This is a genomic window from Actinoplanes sp. NPDC051861 (assembly GCF_040681145.1).
Taxonomy (GTDB): Bacteria; Actinomycetota; Actinomycetes; order Mycobacteriales; family Micromonosporaceae; genus Actinoplanes.
This window is the reverse complement of sequence record NZ_JBFAYE010000022.1, coordinates 158787-175225: the sequence shown is the minus strand read 5'-3', so window position 1 is coordinate 175225 and position 16439 is coordinate 158787. Positions and strand designations below refer to the sequence as shown.

13 protein-coding genes are annotated in these 16439 nt (G+C 72.1%); 10 read left to right on the top strand and 3 right to left on the bottom strand.

Annotation, left to right across the window (positions count from 1 at the left end):
- Nucleotides 1–14: 14 nt before the first annotated feature.
- Nucleotides 15–2696: a LuxR family transcriptional regulator gene (locus tag AB0M02_RS38250; protein WP_364236314.1), complete on the bottom strand. Its 2682-nt coding sequence runs from the start codon at nt 2694–2696 to the stop codon at nt 15–17.
- A gap of 252 nt (nt 2697–2948) precedes the next feature.
- On the opposite strand from AB0M02_RS38250, the gene AB0M02_RS38245 reads away from it, so the two are divergent.
- Nucleotides 2949–3764, top strand: a complete 816-nt coding sequence (locus tag AB0M02_RS38245; protein WP_364236360.1) for an alpha/beta hydrolase — start codon at nt 2949–2951, stop codon at nt 3762–3764.
- Nucleotides 3765–3882: 118 nt separating this feature from the next.
- On the opposite strand, the gene AB0M02_RS38240 is transcribed toward AB0M02_RS38245, so the two are convergent.
- Nucleotides 3883–4491 carry a hypothetical protein gene (locus tag AB0M02_RS38240; RefSeq protein ID WP_364236312.1) on the bottom strand — a complete coding sequence of 203 codons (609 nt, stop codon included), beginning with the start codon at nt 4489–4491 and terminating at the stop codon, nt 3883–3885.
- A 169-nt stretch (nt 4492–4660) separates the two neighbouring features.
- Between AB0M02_RS38240 and AB0M02_RS38235 the strand changes: the two genes are divergently transcribed.
- The 9 genes from AB0M02_RS38235 (at nt 4661) to AB0M02_RS38195 (ending at nt 14971) form a co-directional block, all read left to right on the top strand.
- The gene (locus tag AB0M02_RS38235) at nt 4661–5899 is read left to right on the top strand and encodes an efflux RND transporter periplasmic adaptor subunit (RefSeq protein WP_364236310.1); all 1239 of its coding nucleotides are present in this window, start codon (nt 4661–4663) and stop codon (nt 5897–5899) included.
- Between the two features lie 82 nt (nt 5900–5981).
- Nucleotides 5982–6701, top strand: a complete 720-nt coding sequence (locus AB0M02_RS38230) for a response regulator transcription factor (RefSeq protein ID WP_364236308.1) — start codon at nt 5982–5984, stop codon at nt 6699–6701.
- A complete protein-coding gene (locus tag AB0M02_RS38225) occupies nt 6698–8143 on the top strand; it encodes a HAMP domain-containing sensor histidine kinase (RefSeq protein WP_364236306.1) in 1446 nt (481 codons plus the stop codon). The genes AB0M02_RS38230 and AB0M02_RS38225 overlap by 4 nt, the downstream gene beginning before the upstream one ends.
- 76 nt (nt 8144–8219) lie before the next feature.
- Nucleotides 8220–9419 (top strand): biotin/lipoyl-binding protein, encoded by a 1200-nt coding sequence (locus AB0M02_RS38220; protein WP_364236305.1) that lies wholly within the window; start codon nt 8220–8222, stop codon nt 9417–9419.
- Nucleotides 9416–10150 (top strand): ABC transporter ATP-binding protein, encoded by a 735-nt coding sequence (locus AB0M02_RS38215; protein ID WP_364236303.1) that lies wholly within the window; start codon nt 9416–9418, stop codon nt 10148–10150. Before AB0M02_RS38220 ends, AB0M02_RS38215 begins: the two co-directional genes overlap by 4 nt.
- Nucleotides 10147–11349: an ABC transporter permease gene (locus tag AB0M02_RS38210; protein WP_364236302.1), complete on the top strand. Its 1203-nt coding sequence runs from the start codon at nt 10147–10149 to the stop codon at nt 11347–11349. The genes AB0M02_RS38215 and AB0M02_RS38210 overlap by 4 nt, the downstream gene beginning before the upstream one ends.
- Before the next feature lie 10 nt (nt 11350–11359).
- A complete protein-coding gene (locus AB0M02_RS38205) occupies nt 11360–11884 on the top strand; it encodes a hypothetical protein (protein ID WP_364236299.1) in 525 nt (174 codons plus the stop codon).
- 63 nt (nt 11885–11947) lie between these two features.
- A complete protein-coding gene (locus tag AB0M02_RS38200) occupies nt 11948–14707 on the top strand; it encodes an AAA family ATPase (protein ID WP_364236298.1) in 2760 nt (919 codons plus the stop codon).
- 78 nt (nt 14708–14785) lie between these two features.
- Nucleotides 14786–14971, top strand: a complete 186-nt coding sequence (locus tag AB0M02_RS38195; RefSeq protein WP_364236296.1) for a hypothetical protein — start codon at nt 14786–14788, stop codon at nt 14969–14971.
- Between the two features lie 103 nt (nt 14972–15074).
- On the opposite strand, the gene AB0M02_RS38190 is transcribed toward AB0M02_RS38195, so the two are convergent.
- Entirely contained in the window at nt 15075–16082 is a 1008-nt protein-coding gene (locus AB0M02_RS38190; RefSeq protein ID WP_364236295.1) for a TerC family protein, read from the bottom strand.
- Nucleotides 16083–16439: the final 357 nt, after the last annotated feature.

Below are 16439 nucleotides of genomic sequence, written 5' to 3'. Positions count from 1 at the left end.
TCGCTCAGGTTATTTCAGCGGGTGTTCAGGAGGCGGGCCATCTCGGTGCGGGAGCGGACGCCCAGGCGGGCGAAGACGTTGCGCAGGTGGTGGTCGACGGTGCGGGGGCTCAGGTGCAGCTCCTGGGCCACCTCGCGGTTCGTGGCGCCGCCCGCGACCAGCGCGGCGATGCGCTCCTGCTGGGCGGTGAGCTCCAGGCCGGTCAGCGCCGGCGCGGGCTGGTCGACGCGCTCGCCGGCGGCTCGGAGTTCGCGGACGCTCTGGGCCGCCCACGGCTCCGCGTCGAGCAGGCGGAACGTGTCGGCGGCCCGGCGCAGCTGGGTGCGGGCCTCGACGTGGCGGCGACGGCGGCGCAGGAAGCGGCCGTACAGGAGCTCGGTGTGCGCTCGGGGGAAGCCGGCCTCGCCGGTGTGGCCGAGGGCCGCCTCGAAATGGACCTCGGCGGCCTCGGGCTCGCGAGCCCGCAGCGCGCGGCACCGGTCGCGCAGGGCCAGCCAGGCCGGCTGGCCGGTGCGGCCGGCCCAGCGGTCGAAGCCGGTCGCGACCGCCTCCAGGCCGAGTGCCATGCCCGGGTGCCCGGTGACCCGCGCGCCCGGAGCGCGTTCCATCTGCGCCGCCGCCTCCAGCAGGTGGGGGACGACCGCCACCTGGACCAGGGCGGAGCCGTAGACCGGAGGTGCCGTCATCACCGCGACCAGCCGCTCGGTGGCCGCCGGGAAGCGGCCCTCGACCAGGTCGAGCAGGGCGAGCGCCCAGCCGCACGTGGGCCGGATCGCGCCGGCGCCGGACTCCTCGATGCGCCGCAGCGCGGTCTCCCGGTCGCCGACCAGCGCGGCCAGGACCGCGAGCACGCCGAGGTGCGCGCCGGCCAGTACTCGCTGCCCGGTCGCGCGGGCGATCGCCGCGCCGTCCAGCGCCGCGACGTTCGCGGTCGTGTAGTCGCCCGCGGCCATGCCGGCCAGTGACGCGAGTTCGAGGGCGCGGGGCACCAGCACGGGTGCGCCGGACTCGCGTGCGAGCACCGCGGCCCGTCCGGCCAGGGCGCCCGCGCGCCGTGCGTCGCCGACCAGGATCCCGGCGGTGGCGGCGCGTATCAGCGCGCCGGGTTCGCGTACCCGGTCGGCCAGGTCGAGAGCCCGCCGGAACCGGGCGAACGCGGCCGGCTCGTCGCCGTCGGCCAGTCCGGCCAGGCCGGCGACGTGGTGGTACGCCAGCGCCAGGGCGGGTGGCTCGTCGCCGCGCCGGCGTGCGGCCACCCGGCGGGCCAGCCCGGCGTAGCGGCCCTGCTCGCCGGGTTCGGCGGCGGCCTCGCCGGCCAGGGCGAGCGCGTCCAGGGCGGCCGGGGTGTCGCTGTCGGCCAGGTCGGCGGCGACGTCGAGCAGCAGGTCGCGGGCTCCGGGGCGGCCCTCGGGCAGGCGCATCTCGGCGGTGAGCGCGCGGGCGCGTACCTGTGCTGTCGCCGCCGCCCGCGGCACGCGCCGGATCAGCAGGCCGGCGTCGTGCGGGCGCCCGGCGAGCCAGGCCGAGCGGGCCGCGTCCACCAGAACCGCGCCCCGGTCGGCCGGATCAGGATGCAGGTCGGCGGCGCGCGCCTGGGCCTGCGCCGCGCCGGCCGGGTCCGCCGCCCGCGCACTCCGCGCCAGCTGCCGGGCCAGCGCGACGTCCGGGCCGGTGGTGGCGGCGGCGCGGTGCAGCAGCGCCGGCAGATGCGCGCCGCGGGCGGCGAGGACCCCGGCGAGCGCGATGTGCGCGGCCCGGCGGCGGTTCGCGGGCATTTCGGCGTACGCGCAGGCCCGCAACAACGGCGAGGCGAACCGTACGGTGTCGCCGCTGATGGTGACGAGCCCGGCGCGTTCCGCGGGTTCGAAGTCCGGCAGCCCGGCGTCCCGGGTGGACGCGGCCAGGACGTCCTCCAGGTCGGCCTGTGGCGCGGCCGCCGCCAGCAGCACGAGCTCACGGGTCCGCTCCGGCAGCGCGTGCAGCTCGGCCCGGTAACGCTGCCGCAGTCCGCTGGCCGGCGGCAGCGTCTCCGGCGGCGGAGCGTATCCCCGCCGCTGCTCGGGGCTGAGCGCGTCGGCCAGGTCGATCAGGGCGGCCGGGTTGCCGCCGCTGACCTCCACGAGGGCCACCGCGACCTCGTCGGCCAGGTCCGGGGCGCGCCGGGCGAGGAGTTCCCGCGCCGCGTCCGGGTGCAGCGGCGCGAGGCGTCGAACCGGCAGGCCACCGGTCTCCGCGCCGGCCGCCACCGAGGCGAGGATGGCGATCCGTTCCGGTCCGAGACGGCGGGCGACGAACAGGACGGTCCGCCAGGTGGGCTCGTCCAGGAGGTGCGCGTCGTCGAGGACGCACAGGAGGGGGCGGCGCGCGGCTTCCGTACCCCATCGGCTTTTGACCGCGAGGCCAAGCGTGAGAAGGTCGCCCTCCGTGCCCACGCAGAAGGCCGGGTCGAGCTGGGCGATCCCGGCGTACGCGACCGCGCGCTCATCCGGATGACCGGAAGCGGACATCACCGTCCAGCCCCGGGCATGCCGCACCACCGCGTCGAGCAGCGCGGTCCGCCCCTCGCCGGGCGCCCCGGCCAGCACGAGCGCGCCGCCGTGGCCCGCGGACGCCGTGGCCAGCAGGCGCCCGATCGCGGCGAGGTCCGCGTCGCGCCCGCTCAGGCCAACTTTCTGCACTGTGTGTGCATCAACCATGGAGCGAGTTTTCCCCTCCACGGCTCCCGGCGGAAGACCTCGCGGCCGGATTTCACTGGATGAAATTTCCGGGATGTTGCCGGCCGATGAAATGAGGCCGGTGATTTCACCGATGCCTCACGTGCCCTGACCCGCTGAAACTGACGCTCGTCGATCCGTTCCCCCTGGTTAAGGAGTGTCGACGTGCAACGTTCATCCATGCCCGTCCGGGCCCGGCGATTCCTCGTCACCGCGGCCGCCACCCTGTCCCTCATGGCCGGCGGCATCACCGCGGCGCAGGCTGCCGAGAACCCGTACGAGCGGGGCCCCGCACCCACGCTGTCGGCGCTGCAGGCCTCGCGTGGCCCGTACGCCGTCTCCAGCACGTCCGTCTCGAGCCTCTCGGTCTCCGGCTTCGGCGGCGGGCAGATCTACTACCCGACCACCACCAGCGACGGTACGTTCGGCGCGATCGCCATCTCGCCGGGCTTCACCGCGTACTGGTCGAGCATCTCCTGGCTCGGCCCGCGCCTGGCCTCGCACGGCTTCGTCGTGATCGGCATCGAGACCAACAGCACCCTGGACCAGCCCGCCTCCCGTGGCACCCAGCTGCTGGCCGCGCTCGACTACCTCACCCGGTCCAGTTCGGTCCGCACCCGCATCGACTCCAGCCGCCTCGCCGTGGCCGGCCACTCGATGGGCGGCGGCGGCAGCCTGGAGGCGGCGAGCGACCGCCCGTCGTTGCAGGCCGCGGTCCCGATCGCGCCGTGGAACTCGGACAAGACCTGGTCCGAACTCCGCGTACCGACCCTGATCATCGGCGGCGAGTCGGACACCATCGCGCCGGTCTCGTCGCACTCGATCCCGTTCTACAACTCGATCCCGTCCTCGGCGGAGAAGTCCTACCTGGAGCTCAACGGCGCCAGCCACTTCTTCCCGCAGTCCACGAACACGCCGATGGCCGTCCAGTTCGTCGCCTGGCTGAAGCGCTTCGTCGACAACGACACCCGGTATGACCAGTTCATCTGCCCGGGTCCGGGTACCGGCGTGAGCATCTCGGACTACCGCAGCAGCTGCCCCCTGAGCTGACCGCGGCACAACGCATCACCGGGCCGGCGGATTCGTTCCGCCGGCCCGGCCCTGTGCGGCCCGTGCCGGCGCGGCCTATTACGGGGGGACGGGCCGCGCCGGCACGGGAGTTCGGGTGTTACGAGGTGGCGGTGGCGGTGGGCTTGAGGACCTTGCAGGTCTCCACGGCCTTCTGGACGGTCGCGTCGGACGTGTCCAGGTTGGACGTGTCGGTGACGCCGTTCTCCTTCAGGCAGTTGGTGTAGGCCGCGTCCGCGCCGTTGCCGCCGCCGTTGCGGTTGCCCCGCCCGGCGCCCATGCTCGGGCGGACCGAGGCGCAGGCGGTCTGGGCCTTCTCCCAGGTGGCGTCGTCGACGCCGTCGGGCTTGGTGAAGCCGCCGCCGCCCGGGAAGCCGCCGCCACCGCGCGGGCCGGCGCTGCCTTCGGGGCGGGGCTGGCCGGAGGGAAAGGCGCCGGGCTCACCGGAAGGTCGCACGCCGTCGGGAGCACCCGACGGGCGGGCGCCGCCGCCGGGGCCGCCGGAGGGCATCGTGATGGTCACGCCGTTCTCGTTCAGGCAGCTGATGTAGGCGGCGAATGCCGAGTTACCACCACCGCCGTTCTGGCCGTCGCCGTTCTGGCCGGAGGAATCGTCCGATCCTCCGCACGCCGCGGTGAACAGGATCGCCACGGAGGCGACGAGCAGAGCCGCGGCGCGGCGGTGCGCCTTCGAACTGACAACCGGCACCAGAGTCTCCTTATTCGTCCAGCGGGAACGCACGAAAGAAAAGCTGGCGCACCTGTGCGGAAGGTCGGACGACCCTAGGAGTTACCTAAGAACACCCGCCGGTCTCTCCGAGCGAACTCCCAGGTGGGACCGAGCCCGCGGCGAGGACACCTGGGCAGACTCGTCGCCCATGGGTGTTGCACTGGCCGGTCGCCGGCGTCTGATCTGGCTCGCCGTGGCGGTCGTCGTGCTCGCGTTGATCGCCTTCGGCGTGGTGCGTGCGGTGACGGCGGGCGCGTCGCAGGAGAGCACGAGAGCGGCCGAGACCGCGACGGCCGACAAGGGTGCGGTGACCACCGAGGTGGCCACCACCGGGACGCTGCAGGCGGCGCAGACGCGGAGCCTGTCGTTCGCGGTCGAGGGCACGGTGGAGAGCGTCAAGGTGCGGGCGGGTACGACGGTTGCGGCCGGTGACGTGCTCGCGGCGGTCGACGACGCGGACGCCGCGGAGAAGGTCGAGGACGCGCAGGACGCGCTGAACGAGGCCGAGGAGTCCCTGGACGACGCGGAGGACAGCGCGGATTCGGCGTCTTCCTCGTGCACGGGCGCGAATGTGGCGGCGGCGTACACCGAATCCCCGTCGGCGTCGGCGTCGCCGTCGGCTTCGGCTTCGGCTTCGGCGAGTCCGACCGCGACAAATCCTACTAAAAGCCCCGCTTCGTCGGCGACGCCGACGAAGAAGCCGACCAGGACGGCCGGCGCTGTTCCCCAGCCGGCGGCAACGTGCACCGCGGCCGCCGGCGGCGGCGGGCGCACCGGTGCAAGCAGCGGCGACGCCATCCTGACCGCCCAGCAGCGGGTCAACCAGGCCCGGGTGACGCTCGAGGAGGCCGAGGAGGCCCTCGACGGCGCGACCATCACCGCGCCGATCGCCGGCCGGATCCTCACCGTCGGCGGCAAGGTCGGCAGCCAGGTCAGCGCCGGGTCCACCTTCATCACGCTGGCCGACATCTACGACATGCAGATCAGCGCCGACTTCCCGGAGGCCGACGCCGACCACCTGCAGGTACGCCAGGAGGCCGTGATCACGCTCGCCGACCGGCCGGGTCAGACGTTCGACGCCACGGTCGTCCAGGTCGACCCGGTCGGCACCAGCGACGGCACGCTCACCCGCTTCGGGGTGGTGCTCTCCTTCGACGAGGCGCCCGAGGAGCTGCTGGTCGGGCAGAGCGCGTCGGTACGCGTCACCACCGGCAGCAAGCAGGACGTGCTCCGAGTTCCCAGCACCGCCGTGCACGACGTCTCCGGTGACCGCGGCACCGTGCTGAAGAACGGCGTGGCGACCGAAGTGACGCTCGGGCTGCGCGGCGACCAGTACACCGAGATCACGGCCGGGCTGGCGGAGGGGGACGTCGTGAACCGAACCTGACAGCGCGCTCCCGTGCCGCTCATAGGTAATTCAAAGAATGCCTTGATACCTCTGTGCGGTGCTCTCCGAAAACAGTGGTTCCGTGGCCCTGATCGACCCCGCGGCGCGTCCCGCCCGCGTCCTCGTCGTCGACGACGAGCCGAACATCTCCGCGCTGCTCAGCGCGACGCTTCGGCTGGTCGCGTTCGACGTCCGGGTCGCCGAGTCCGGGCACGCGGCCCTGATCGCGGTGAGCGACTTCGAGCCGGACCTGATCGTGCTCGACGTGATGCTGCCGGACGTGGACGGCTTCGAGGTGGCCCGGCGGCTGCGCGCGGCCGGGCACCGCGTGCCGGTCCTGTTCCTGACGGCCCGCGACGCGGTCGAGGACCGGATCCAGGGCCTGTCGGCCGGTGCCGACGACTACGTGACCAAGCCGTTCAGTCTCGAGGAGGTCGTGCTACGTATCCGCGCGATCCTGCGGCGCAGCCAGCCGGACGAACCCCAGCCGGAGACCGGGGTGCTGCGCTACGCGGACCTGGAGCTGGACGAGCACGCCCACGAGGTGCGGCGGGCCGGCCGGCTGATCGAGCTGTCCCCGACCGAGTTCAACCTGCTGCGCTATCTGATGATCAACGCGGGCCGGGTGGTCAGCAAGGCGCAGATCCTGGACCGGGTGTGGAAGTACGACTTCGGTGGCGACGGAAGGATCGTCGAGTCGTACGTCTACTACCTTCGCCGGAAGATCGACGTGACGGGGACGCCGCTGATCCACACGGTTCGCGGCGTCGGGTACGCGCTGCGTTTGCCTCGCGACGAATGACCTTACGGACTCGGCTCGTCCTGATCGTTGCTGTCCTCTCCGCGATCGCCCTTGTGGTCGCGAACGTGGCGGGGCTCATCCTGATCCGCACCTATTTGCAGGACCGGATCGACGAGCAACTCGTCGGGATCAGCCGCCCGATGACCGACAACACGCCGCCGCCCAACGGTTTCGTGCCGCGCGGCCGGTTCCGGATCGGCCCCGACCAGGTCATGTACCTCTACCACGCGGACGGCACCCTCGACACCGACCGCAGCTCCGCCGCCGACGACGCCCGCCCGGTCGTCGCGCCCCTTGCCGAGGTGGTCGAGCGCGCCGCCACCGGGCGGCCGTACACGGTGTCCACCCCGCAGGGCACCGACTGGCGGATGATGGCGGCGCCGCTCGGCACCAGCGGGGGATACCTGCTGATCGGCTCGTCGCTGGTCGAGGTGGAGCAGACCACCGAGCGGCTGCTGCTCATCGACGCCGGTGTGATGGTGCTGGTCCTGGGACTGCTGGGGGCCGGTGCGGCGTTCGTGGTGCGGCTCGGGCTGCGTCCGCTGACCGAGATGGGGAAGGCCGCCGCGGACATCTCGGCCGGCAACCTGTCGCACCGCATCCCGGCGTCCGACCCGCACACCGAGCCGGGGCGCCTCGGTCTGGCGCTGAACGCGATGCTGACCCGGATCGAGAACGAGGTCGGTGCGCGTACGGCGGCGGACCAGCGGTTGCGGCAGTTCGTGGCGGACGCGTCGCACGAACTGCGCACGCCGCTGACCTCGATCCGCGGGTTCGCCGAGCTGTACCGGCGGGGCGGCGCGCCACCGGGTCCGGTGCTGGACGAGACGATGGCCCGGATCGAGGGCGAGGCGGGCCGGATGGGCGTGCTGGTCGAGGACCTGCTCATGCTGGCCCGGCTGGATCGGCAGCGCACCCTCGACCTGCGCCCGGTGGACCTGCTGGAGATCGTCGCGGACACCATCCGGGACGCGCACGCCCGCGCGCCGGAGCGTGCCGTGCGGCTGGCCGACGAGTTCGAGCCGGCCACCGTGCTCGGTGATGACCACGGCCTGCGCCAGGTCGCCACGAACCTGGTGGCCAACGCGCTGAATCACACGCCGCCGGGCACCATGGTCACGGCACAAATCGTAAATATACGATTTGTGATGGACGAAGCGGCGGCAGCCCGCTCTGGGCCAGTCACCCTGAGTGCAGGTGACCATGCCGCCGTCCTCGAAGTCTCCGACGACGGCCCGGGAGTGCCGGAAGAGCACGCGGCCCGAGTCTTCGAGCGCCTCTACCGCGCCGACTCCAGTCGTTCCCGCATGAAGGGCGGCGGATCCGGGCTGGGCCTGGCGATCGTGGCGGCCATCGTGCACCAGCACGGCGGCTGGGTGGAGCTGCACTCCACGCCCGGCGGTGGCGCCACCTTCCGGGTGCTGCTCCCCACCCACCGGTGACTCCGCGTGAGTTTTCCGAGCTTGTTCCCAGGTTCCCCCGAAGCTCCTCCTAGCCCTGCCGGACAGAGTCTCCGGCATGAAGCTACCGAGCCTCCGAAAAGGGAGCCGCCACCCGTCCCTGGTGGTGAACGCCGTTCTCGGCGTCCTGCTCGTCGCCGGCGCCTGGACGGTGTACGAGGCCTTTGCCGGCTCCGACGACGGAACGGCCGCGGTGGCCTCCGAGCGCACCGTCGCCGTCCAGCAGGGCACGGTCACCAAGACCGCGACCGCGGACGGCACCCTGGAGAGCGCCAGCACGGCCAGTGCCAGCTTCGAGACGAGCGGCACGGTCACCGAGATCCGGGTGAAGGTCGGCGACAAGGTCAAGAAGGGCCAGGTGCTGGCGAAGGTCGACCCGGCCGCCGCGAACCGGGCGCTGGACGCCGCCGAGGCCGACCTGGACGCCGCGCAGGACGCCCTGGACCGCGCCGAGGACGCCGGCTCGGACACCTCCGACGCGGAGAACCAGGTGGACTCGGCCGAGCTCGCCGTCGACGAGGCCGAGGCCGGTGTCGCGGGCACCACGCTGAAGGCGCCGATGGCCGGCACAGTGACCGCGGTGAACGGCACGCTCGGCAGCTCAGCGTCCGGCTCCTCCAGCAGTGGGGGCCAACAGCAGAGCGGCGGCACGGAAAGCACGAGCACCAGCAGCGGCTTCGTCGACATCGCGGACCTCACGAAGATGCAGGTCTCCGCGGCCTTCGCCGAGGCGGACGCGACCAGTCTCAAGGAGAAGCAGGTCGCCACGGTCACCTGGAACGCGCTGAGCGGCGTCGAGCAGAGCGCCAAGGTCGCGGCGGTCGACCCGTCGGCCACCACGTCGAACAGCGTTGTCACGTACGGGGTCACGCTGACCCTGGACAAGGTCCCGGCCGGGGCGAAGGTCGGCCAGACCGTCTCGGTGTCGGTGACCACCGGTTCGAAGGAGAACGTCGTCCTGGTGAACGCGGCCGCGCTCACCACGGTCGGCAACCGGCACACGGTCACCGTGGTCGCGAACGGGGTCCAGGAGACCCGCTCGGTGGAGATCGGCCTGGAGGGCGACTCGGCCACCGAGATCACGTCCGGTCTGACCGCCGGCGAGCAGGTCGTCGTGAAGACCACGTCGAGCAGCACGAGCGGCACCCAGGGCGGTTTCCCGGGCGGCGGGTTCGGTGGCCTGACCGGCGGTGGAGGCGGACCGGGTGGCGGCGGCTTCAGCGGCGGCGGCGGACCGGGCGGCGGTGGCGGCCGATGAGCCGGGCGGTCATCCAGGTCACGGACCTGACGAAGATCTACGGTACGGGTGAGGCCACCGTCCACGCGCTGCGCGGCGTCTCGATGACCGTCGAGCGTGGCGACTACGTGGCGATCATGGGCTCGTCCGGGTCGGGTAAGTCGACGCTGATGAACATCCTGGGCGCGCTCGACATCCCCACCGCGGGGTCGTACCACCTCGACGGCGTGGACGTCAGCCGGCTCTCCGACGCGCAGCTCGCGCTCGCCCGGAACCGGTTGATCGGCTTCATCTTCCAGGCGTTCAACCTGATCCCGCGGACGACGGCGGTGGCCAACGTGGAGCTGCCTCTGGCGTACGCCGGGGTGAAACCGAAAGAGCGCCGCAGGCGCGCGATGGAGGCCCTGGACGTCGTCGGCCTCGCGGACCGGGCGGGGCACGAGCCGAACCAGCTCTCCGGCGGTCAGCAGCAGCGGGTCGCGGTGGCCCGTGCGCTGGTCACCGAGCCCGCACTGCTGCTCGCCGACGAGCCAACCGGCAACCTTGACAGCAAGTCGACCGAGGACGTGCTGCAGGTGTTCGACAACCTGAGCGCGTCCGGCCGGTCCATCGTGATCATCACGCACGAGGACGAGGTCGGCGCCCGCGCCAAGCGGCTGGTCCGCCTGGTCGACGGCGCGATCGTCACCGACGTACGCCAGAAGCCGGTGCACCCGGTTCTGTCCTGGTCCGGGGGGCGGCACTCGGTATGAGCTTCTTCGAAGTCGTCCGGTTCTCGCTGCGCGGGCTCTCGGCGAACAAGCTGCGCTCGTCGCTGACCATGCTCGGCATCCTGATCGGTGTGGCGGCGGTGATCCTGCTGGTCGCGGTCGGCAACGGCTCGGCCAAGGCGGTCAGCGACCGGATCGAGGCGCTGGGCACCAACACGATCACGGTGATGAGCACCGGCCGGGGCGGGTCGAGCAGCACCTCGCTCACCAAGGACATGGCCGACGCGCTGGTCGACCCGGTCCTCGCGCCGGACGTCAGGACGGTGTCGCCGGTGGTGAGTTCGAACTCGGCGACGATGGCGTACGAGGGCAGCGACCACTCGGTGGCCACGTTCGTCGGCACCACGCCGGCCTGGTTCGCGGCCTCCAGCACACCGGTCGGCAGGGGAGCGGCGTTCACCCAGGCCGACGTGGACTCGGGCCGCCGGGTCGTGGTGATCGGGCAGACCGTCGCCGAGGAGCTGTTCCCCGGCGTGGACCCGATCGACAAGCAGGTCACCGTGGGCGGCGCGCTGTTCACCATCGTGGGCGTGCTGGAGACCAAGAGCTCGACCGGCTTCCAGGACTCCAACGACACCGCGGTCGCCCCGCTCACGGCGGTGCAGCAGGTGCTCACCGGGTACGGCGCGCTCACCTCGATCATCGTGGAGGCGTCCGACCCGGACAAGGTGGACGCGGTGCAGGGGCAGGTCTCCACGATCCTCAACCAGAAGCTGGACGTGGCGGCGAACTCGACGAGTACGCCGTACCGGATCCAGAACGCGTCGTCGCTGCTGGAGACGCAGACCGAGACGGCCGACACGTTCACCACGCTGCTCGGTGCGGTGGCCGCGATCAGCCTGCTGGTCGGCGGTATCGGGATCACCAACATCATGCTGGTGACGGTCACCGAGCGGACCCGCGAGATCGGCATCCGCAAGGCCCTCGGCGCGCCCCGCCGGGTGATCCTGACCCAGTTCCTGATCGAGGCGACGCTGCTCAGCGTGATAGGCGGCGCCCTCGGGGTGGCCGCCGCGCTGATCGGCAGCCAGTTCGAGATCGTCGGCGTGAAACCGGTGATCGTGCCCAGTTCGATCGGACTCGCCGTCGGCGTGTCCATCGCGATCGGGCTGTTCTTCGGCGGCCTGCCCGCCGCCCGCGCCGCCCGGCTGCGGCCCATCGACGCGTTGCGATACGAGTGAGGACTCCACGGTGACCACGACGAACGACGAGACCGCGATCCTGGCCCGGGTGGACGAGCCGGACCACGACAGCCTCTCCGCCGAGCTGGCGGCCGCGGCACCCAGGCGATGGTGGAACCGGGGCACGGTCGGGCTGGGTGTGGCCGTGCTGCTGATGGGCGGCTTCCTCGGCGGTGTGCAGGCGCAGAAGCAGTGGGGGGCGACCACGACCGCGGCGGCGCCCGGCGGGTTCACCCGTGGCAGCGGCGGCGGTGGCTTCCCGAGCGGAGGCTTCGGGCAGAACGCCCCGACGCCGGCCACGACGGCAGCGGCGGCGGCCGGAACCACCGGGAAGGTCAAGCTCGTCAACGGCAAGACGATCTACGTCGAGACCGAGGACGGCACGGTCGTCACGGTCAAGACGGACGGGGACACGAGCGTCGCCACGGCGAAGAAAGGCAAGCTGAGCGACGTCAAGGCGGGCGACTCGATCACCGTCGAGGGCGCCACCGCGGAGGACGGATCGGTCACGGCCACCTCGGTAACCAAGAAGTAACACATGTGACGTACCCGTCCCAACCATTGATGAGCGTGAGCGCGGCTACCTAGGCTGCGGCTCGTGCCCACCCTGTTCGGCCGGGACGCGCTGCTCACGGCCATCGAAGACCGGTTGCTGTCCGGAGGCGGGATCGCCCTGCACGGGCCGCCCGGCATCGGACGCAGCGCGCTGCTCGACGCCGTGGCCGACAACGCCGTCGCGCGCCGGGAGCGGGTCCTGCGCCTGCGCCCGGCGCGGGGCGAGCGCGGTCTCGCGTACGCCGGAGTCGCCGACCTCGTCCGTCAGGTCCCGCCGGACGCGGTCGCCGCTCTGGCGCCCGCGACCCGGCACGCGCTCGCCGCGCTGCGCCAGGGCCGGCCGTCGCGTACCGGCGTGCCGGCCCTGGCCCGGCGCCAGGTCCTGTCCGAGTTGCTGGCGCACTGCGCGCGCCCGGCACCGGTCCTGATCGTCCTCGACGACGCGCAGTGGCTCGACCCCGAGTCGGCCGAGCTGATCGGGTACGCGATGCGCCGCCACCGGGACCACCGCATCCGGATGATCGCCGCGGAGCGCCGCCCGGATCTCCGCGACCGCCGTCGCGCTGAGCTCCCTGATCACCGGGCGCGGCGGGCCGCGCGTCTCTGCCCCGCGCCCGTCACCGAGCTGCCGGTGCCGCCACTGGAACCCGACGACCTGACCGCCCTCCTGGAGGCCCGCGGCCTGCCCTGCCGCACCGCCAGCCGGCTTCACGAGGCGAGCGCCGGCAACCCGTTCCTCGCGCTGGCCCTGGGCGGTGCCGTCGCCGCCGGACCCGCCTGGCGGCCCGCGCCGCTCCCGCCGGACGCGCTGGCACTGACCCGTGAGTTGCTGAGCTGCCTGGACGCCGAGGTGACACAGACGCTGCTCGTCGCCGCGCTGGCCACCGAACCGACGGTCACCCTGCTGCTGCGGGCCGGGCGTGCGGACGCCGTCCGGGACCTGCGACTTGCCGTGGCGGCCGGAGTGGTGCGAGTCAGCGGGGAGGCGATCCGGTTCACCCCGCCGCTGCTCGCGCAGGTGCTCGCGGACGAGACTCCGGCTGCGGCGCGCTCGGGGGTGCACGCCGCTCTGGCCGAGGCGGCTTTCGACCCGGTCGAGTCGATTCGCCAGCGCGCGTTGCGTACGATCAAAGCCGACGCGGCCGTGGCCACCCACCTGGCCGGAGCGGCACAACGGTGCGCGACCCGCGGCAATGACCGCACCGCCGCCGAGCTCTTCCTTCTCGCCGCTGACCGCTGCCCGCACGGCCTCGCCGCCGATCGCCTCGACTGGCTCGTCACCGCGGCCCGGCTCGCACTCACCGGAGGTGCCCCGGCGCTCGCCGGGCGTGCCGCCGAAGCCGTCATCGCGGCAGACGCCCCGGCCGGGCACCGTGTCCGCGCCCGCGTCGTCCTGCTCGACCTCGCCGGACAGGGTCTCGCCGAGATGGGCGAGACGTTCGCCGCCGCCCTGGCCGAGGCGGGTGACGACCCCGCCCTGCTCGCACCGGTACGCCTGCGTCTCACCTGGCAGGCGTTCCTCACCGGGGACGCCGACCGCGCCGCCGACGAGGCCCGCCGCTCCGAGCAGGCCGCCCGCCGCGCCGGCGACCCGACCACCGAGGCGATGGCCCTCAGCGTCCTCGCCCAGATCCAGCGGATGCGCGGCGAGCCGGAGTGGCGCGACACCCTCGACCGCGCACTCGCCCTGCCCGCCGCACCCGCGCCGGACTGGCTGCACTACGGACCGCAGTACATGGCGGCCCGGTTCGCCCTGTTCGACGACCGCCTCGACGAGGCCCGCGCCGACCTGCTGGGCCTGCTCGCCGTCGCCGAGCACGACCGGATCGGCGAGGCCCGCGTGGAGGTGCTGCGCAGCCTCTCCGAGGTCGCCACCCGGGCGGGACGCTGCCAGGAGGCACTGCGATACGCCCACCGGGCCGTCAGGGCCGCGCAGGACGCCGGTCTCAGTCCGGGGCCCACCTGGTACACCGCCGCGGTCGCCGAACTCGCTGGTGGCAGCCTGAGCGCCGCCGCGGCCATCGCCCGGCGCGGCATCCGGGCGTCCGAGCAGGAGGGTGACGGCCTCTATCTGCGGCGCAACCTGCACGCGCTGGGCCAGGCCTCGCTGCGCTCGGGCGACACACGCGCCGGGGTGGCCGCCCTGCGCCGGCTGCGCGACCTGGAGGTCTCCTCGGGCAGCGCCGACCCGATGATCGTGCGCTGGCACGCGGACCTGGCCACCGGACTGGCCGCCCTGGGAGAGCACGCCGAGGCGGCGGAGACGCTGGTACGCGCCCGTGCGGCAGCGGCGCGGCTGGGCAGCACGCCGGCGCTCGCGGGCTATCTGGACCGTGCGGCGGCGATCGTGCACTCCGAGTCGGGACAGGCGGACTCGGCGGTCGAGCTGTCCACGGCGGCGGCGCGGCTCTTCGAGACGCTGCGGCAGCCGGTGGAGCAGGCGCACGCGCTGCTGGTGATCGGCGGGGCGGAGCGGCGCCGCCGGCGGTACGCGGCGGCCCGGATGGCGATCGGCGCGGCCCTTGCGCTGTTCATGGCGGCGGACGCGCGGCCGTGGACGGAGGAGACGGAGAGGGCGCTGGCCCGGACCGAGGGGAGTGTCGCGCCGGATCGGGGGCTGACCTCGACCGAGTTGCGGATCGCGCAGATGGTCCGTGACGGCGCGAGCAACCGGGAGATCGCCAACCGCCTCTATCTGAGTGTGAAGACCGTGGAGGCGACGCTGACGCGGGTCTATCGGAAGCTGGGCGTCCGGTCCCGGACTCAGCTGGCTCTCGTGGCTGAGCTCACACACGCAGAGTGACGTGTTACTCCGGCGTCTGAGCGTTGTAACAGGCGGAGACGAGACTTGGATCGTCACCTTCCGTAGGGGGAGTTTGAAATGCAGTCTTTCCGCGCTCTTCTCGCCGACCGCCGTGCCGCACGCCGCGCTCACCGTCAGCTGAGCGAGGAGCTGGCGGCGTTCCGGACCGCGGCCGAACGTGCCGAACTCGACGCGATTCTCGGCCGGCACACCGCCGACGAGACCCGGGAGATCCACGCCATCCTGAACCGGCTGGGCTCCTGACCACACCGGCGGCAACTTTCAACCTGGCATCGGGCATGAAGCCGCTGGGCCGTTGGCCCAGTGAAACGCCCCCGGCGCGACGACGCGCCGGGGGCGTTCTCTCTCACTTCTCGACGTGTTGTTGTTTGTCGCTGCGCGCCCGCAGACTCCCCGCGTGTGCCTTGAGTGACGGGTCCTTCCCCGACTTGATCAGGCTGGCCACCGTCGTGACGATCAGGATGCCGATGATCACCGCGAGCGAGACCGGGGTGCTGACCTCCGGGACCGACTCGCTGATGTCCTTGTGGGCCCAGTGGAGCACCAGCTTGATGCCGATGAAGGCCAGAATGATCGACAGGCCGGTCGACAGGTAGACCAGGCGGTCCAGCAGTCCCTTGACCAGGAAGAACAGCGCTCTGAGCCCGAGCAGCGCGAACGCATTTGCGACAAATACGATATATGCCTCTTCGGTGACTCCGAAGACCGCCGGGATCGAGTCGAGGGCGAACAGCAGGTCGGTCCCGCCGATCGCCAGGAGCACCAGGAACAGCGGCGTGAACATCCGCTTCCCGTCGATCTTGGTGACCATCTTGCCCTCGACGTAGTCATCGGTGATCGGCAGGAACCGCCGACCGGCCTTGACCAGCCCGTTCTCCCCGACGTCGGGATCCTCGTCGCGGTGCCGGAACAGCTGCACCGCCGTGTAGAGCAGGATCAACCCGAAGATCAGGAACATGAACGAGAACGCGCTCAGCAGCGCGGCGCCCAGCGCGATGAAGATGACCCGCAGAATCAGAGCGATGATGATGCCGAAGGTCAGAACCTCCTGCTGATACCGCTCCGGTACCGCGAACGTGCTCATGATGATCACGAAGACGAAGAGGTTGTCGACCGACAGACTCTTCTCGACGATGTAGCCGGCAAAGTACTCGGTGCCGTATCCCCAACCGGAGATGCTCGCGAAGACGACGCCGAACGCGATCGCGACGGCGATGTAGAAGATTGACCAGGCGGCGGCTTCCCGGAAGCCGACGACATGTGGACGGAGCACCCCGAGCGTCAAATCGAGGGCGAGCAGGGCGACGATGACACCGATGGTCACGGTCCACCCGAGCGCGGAGACCTCAAGCATGCTTCACAGGATCTCGGAAGAAGCTGCGAACATGCTGAACAACGGCCTAAGTGGGTGGGCAATCCGGGCGAGTCGGGTCATTCTGGGCGGTTTTTCTTAAATGTACGCGCATTGGCAAGTCCCCGAAAACCGGGCGACCGGCTGACTGCCCACTCCCGGCCGTCCCCCGCCGCCGGCCGAGGCGGCCGATGTTGCGTGTGGAGTTGGGGTGTGTGGGTGGGCTGTACTCCACACGCGGGTGGTGGGCGTGCGTTGCGTGTGGAGTTGGGGTGCGTGGGCGGGCCGTACTCCACACGCTGGTGGTGGGTGGGTGTTGCGTGTGGGGTTGGGGTGTGTGGGTGGGCCGTACTCCACACG

Bases quoted from the DNA above. Each gene is read 5' to 3' on its own strand.
- AB0M02_RS38250 (WP_364236314.1), bottom strand. From the start codon at position 2,696: ATGGTTGATGCACACACAGTGCAGAAAGTTGGCCTGAGCGGGCGCGAC.
- AB0M02_RS38245 (WP_364236360.1), top strand. From the start codon at position 2,949: ATGGCCGGCGGCATCACCGCGGCGCAGGCTGCCGAGAACCCGTACGAG.
- AB0M02_RS38235 (WP_364236310.1), top strand. From the start codon at position 4,661: ATGGGTGTTGCACTGGCCGGTCGCCGGCGTCTGATCTGGCTCGCCGTG.
- AB0M02_RS38225 (WP_364236306.1), top strand. From the start codon at position 6,698: ATGACCTTACGGACTCGGCTCGTCCTGATCGTTGCTGTCCTCTCCGCG.
- AB0M02_RS38220 (WP_364236305.1), top strand. From the start codon at position 8,220: ATGAAGCTACCGAGCCTCCGAAAAGGGAGCCGCCACCCGTCCCTGGTG.
- AB0M02_RS38215 (WP_364236303.1), top strand. From the start codon at position 9,416: ATGAGCCGGGCGGTCATCCAGGTCACGGACCTGACGAAGATCTACGGT.
- AB0M02_RS38210 (WP_364236302.1), top strand. From the start codon at position 10,147: ATGAGCTTCTTCGAAGTCGTCCGGTTCTCGCTGCGCGGGCTCTCGGCG.
- AB0M02_RS38195 (WP_364236296.1), top strand. From the start codon at position 14,786: ATGCAGTCTTTCCGCGCTCTTCTCGCCGACCGCCGTGCCGCACGCCGC.
- AB0M02_RS38190 (WP_364236295.1), bottom strand. From the start codon at position 16,082: ATGCTTGAGGTCTCCGCGCTCGGGTGGACCGTGACCATCGGTGTCATC.